Genomic DNA, 2,597 nt, shown 5'->3' on the forward strand with positions numbered 1-2,597 from the left:
CCGCTACTGCACGACTACAATCCCATGCATGCTCGCCTGCGCCGCGTGGATGGCGCAGTCGTAGTAGTAAGTGCCGGGCTTATCGAAGGTGAAGCTGAACGTCTCGCCTGGGCCAAGGTTGCCGCTGTCGAAGGCGCTGGTGGTCTTGGCGTCGGTAGATGAGCCATCCGTTGAGGTCACCGTGTGCGGCGCCCCGTCGTTGTTGGTCCACGTCACGGTCGTTCCCGCCTTGACCGTCAGAGTCTGTGGCGTGAAGGCGAAGTTGGCGATGGACACGGCGGCGCCTCCAGTGCCGGTCGCCGACGGCGCCGTACTCGCCGGAGCGCCGGCCCCGCCACCGCAAGCCGCAAGCACCAGCAGAGCCAGCACTGCAACGCCGCCAAGCAGAATCCACGGCTTCATGTGATTGCGCGCTTTCATGGATACGTCCTCATGGTCAGAGACACGCTTCCGGGTTCCTTGCACATGCACTGACTCTTCCCAGGAACGCCGCTCGGCATCCGCGATCGTCGGCGGCGGAAGTGGTTGCGGGCTTGGGGAGAAGCTGCTCGCGGGCTTCGACCGTCAGAACTCTACAAAGTGCGAGCCCGCGGTGCCGCACTGCGGGCACTCGTCGGGCGCGTCGCCGATCACGGTGTGGCCGCAGATGGGGCACACGCGCACGGCCGTCGCGCCGAGATCCTTCTTGCCTTCCAGACCCTTGAGCGTACTGTCGTAGATGCCCTGGTGATCCACTTCTGCCTTGAGGGCATAGCTGATGCTGGTCTGTGCCGACTCGTTGCCCTGCAGCTTCGCGACGGCGTCATAGGCCGGGTACATCTCGGCAATCTCGAAGGTCTCGCCGCCCCAGGCCGCTTTGAGGTTGTCGGCAGTCGTGCCAATGCCTCCCAACACGCTGAGGTGGTTGCGGGCGTGGGTGCTCTCGGCGTAGGCGACCGCACGGAAGAGGCGCGCGACGTTGGGGAAGCCCTCGGCGTCGGCGACATCTGCGAACGCCAAGTACTTCTGCGAGGCCTGGCTCTCGCCGGCCAGCGCCGCGGCGAGGTTCTCGGCCGTCATCGCGCCTTTGTCTTCAGCTGCCGGTGGGGTGTTCTTGTATGCGCCTGCCATGTTCTCGTACTCCTCCTTGTGTGTGGCCGCGGGGCGCAAGCCGCCGCGTTGCCGGTTTCGCGGGTCGGTCAAGAGAGCGGACCCCTATGGTGACAATTGAAATGGCGCGCGCCTGAGGCGCGGACAGTGAGACAGGCGCGTGGCGGCCGCGCCGGCACTTTCGCGGGGCGCGGCCGCCGGGCTGCCGGAAGGCATTTCATCCCGCACGTCACATTCGTAGCCCGGGCGCTCAGGCAGCCGGCGCATGGGCTGCGAGCGCCGGCACGAGCCGGTGCAGCAAAGTGTGTATTTGGCGCTGGCTCACGTGATCGAACAGCGCGTAATAGAGCTCGGGATTCGACTGGCTGCGGGAGAACTGACCGAGGTCGACGGTGTGACCCGCAGCCGTCACCTCGCGCGCCTGAGCGCTGTCGACGGCGAGGAGCGCCGCGGTCGCGGGCACAGAGGCGTCGCTGCACAACGTCGCGATGTCTTGGGGAAGCGTCCACAGAGAAAAGACGAGCGGCCGGCTCCCGGCCTCACTGAGCACGAGGCGCACGCCCGGAGCCACCTCTTCGCCGAAGCCAAAATGGCGACGCGCAGCACCTCGTGCCGCAGTAACGGCCTCCTGCACTCGGCGGACCTTGTCGACAAACGTCGTCTGGACGGGGCGTGACATGAGGGCCCTCCTTTGTACGTCCCCGTAGCCTTCCGGAGCCCTGGGGAGTCGGCGTGTGTTCGCAGCCGTCCTACCCCGCCCTCCGTTGGCATAAACAATACGGAGACAGTGAAAAGGTGTCGGGTCCCTGCCTGTCCCGGCCTCTCCGGGCGGGCGCCGCGAACCTAGGGCAAACGGCGCGCCGCGGCCTGCGCACGCCACGCCGCGATGCCGGCCAGAAGGAAGGCCGCGATCAGCCCGACGGACGTGATGCGCGCGCCTGTCGCTCCGTCGGGCCGCACGATCAGCAGCGTGATCCCGGCGGCGAGTGCTATGGATCCGCTGGCGAGCAGCCAGGGACCCCCGGCCCGGTGTCCGGCGAGCCAGGCGGCGTCGCTGCTCATGACGACATGCATGCGAATACCGAGCCAGTCGTTCCTGGGCAGCCGGCCGATCATGCCGAGCGCGCCCGTGACCGCGAGGAGCAGGCCGAAGAAGAACGGGGTGAACAGGGTGAGGCGACTCACGGCGACGCGGCGGCGGGCGGGGCGGCGGCGTCAGCCGGCGCCGAACCCGCCGCCCCCGCCGCCGCCCCCGCCGCCGCCCGAGAAGCCGCCCCCGCCTCCGGAGCCCGAAGACGAGGATGACGTCGCCACAGACACGGCGGCGCTGAAGCTCTGATGCATCTCGCTGAAGGCCGCCATGCCGCCGTCTCCGGGCGACGCGAACCAGAGGAAGTACGCAGTGCGGAACGCCGGGTCGTCGATCACCTCAGGCACTTTGACAGTCATCGCTTTGACGACCTCGTCGGCGATGCCGAAGACAACGGCGTACACGAGGAAAGCCTCCC

Annotated in this window: 5 protein-coding genes; all 5 read right to left on the bottom strand. The window is 67.8% G+C overall.

Annotation, left to right across the window (positions count from 1 at the left end; translation table 11 throughout):
* Positions 1-3: 3 nt before the first annotated feature.
* Positions 4-420: a plastocyanin/azurin family copper-binding protein gene (locus WC493_RS23505; RefSeq protein WP_373069124.1), complete on the bottom strand. Its 417-nt coding sequence runs from the start codon at positions 418-420 to the stop codon at positions 4-6.
* A 144-nt stretch (positions 421-564) separates the two neighbouring features.
* Positions 565-1,110, bottom strand: coding sequence for a rubrerythrin family protein (locus WC493_RS23510; RefSeq protein ID WP_373069126.1), 546 nt, complete (start codon positions 1,108-1,110; stop codon positions 565-567).
* A gap of 229 nt (positions 1,111-1,339) precedes the next feature.
* Entirely contained in the window at positions 1,340-1,768 is a 429-nt protein-coding gene (locus WC493_RS23515) for a hypothetical protein (protein WP_373069128.1), read from the bottom strand.
* Positions 1,769-1,932: 164 nt separating this feature from the next.
* On the bottom strand, positions 1,933-2,274 hold the full coding sequence (locus tag WC493_RS23520; protein ID WP_373069130.1) for an SdpI family protein: 342 nt from the start codon (positions 2,272-2,274) through the stop codon (positions 1,933-1,935).
* Positions 2,275-2,304: 30 nt separating this feature from the next.
* The coding region (locus tag WC493_RS23525; RefSeq protein ID WP_373069132.1) for a hypothetical protein at positions 2,305-2,597 on the bottom strand (293 nt) is incomplete at its 5' end.

The sequence above is a fragment of the Zavarzinia sp. genome, assembly GCF_041650655.1.
GTDB lineage: Bacteria > Pseudomonadota > Alphaproteobacteria > Zavarziniales > Zavarziniaceae > Zavarzinia.

Coding starts and splice junctions, on each gene's coding strand:
- WC493_RS23505 (WP_373069124.1), bottom strand. CDS start 420: ATGAAAGCGCGCAATCACATGAAGCCGTGGATTCTGCTTGGCGGCGTT.
- WC493_RS23510 (WP_373069126.1), bottom strand. CDS start 1,110: ATGGCAGGCGCATACAAGAACACCCCACCGGCAGCTGAAGACAAAGGC.
- WC493_RS23515 (WP_373069128.1), bottom strand. CDS start 1,768: ATGTCACGCCCCGTCCAGACGACGTTTGTCGACAAGGTCCGCCGAGTG.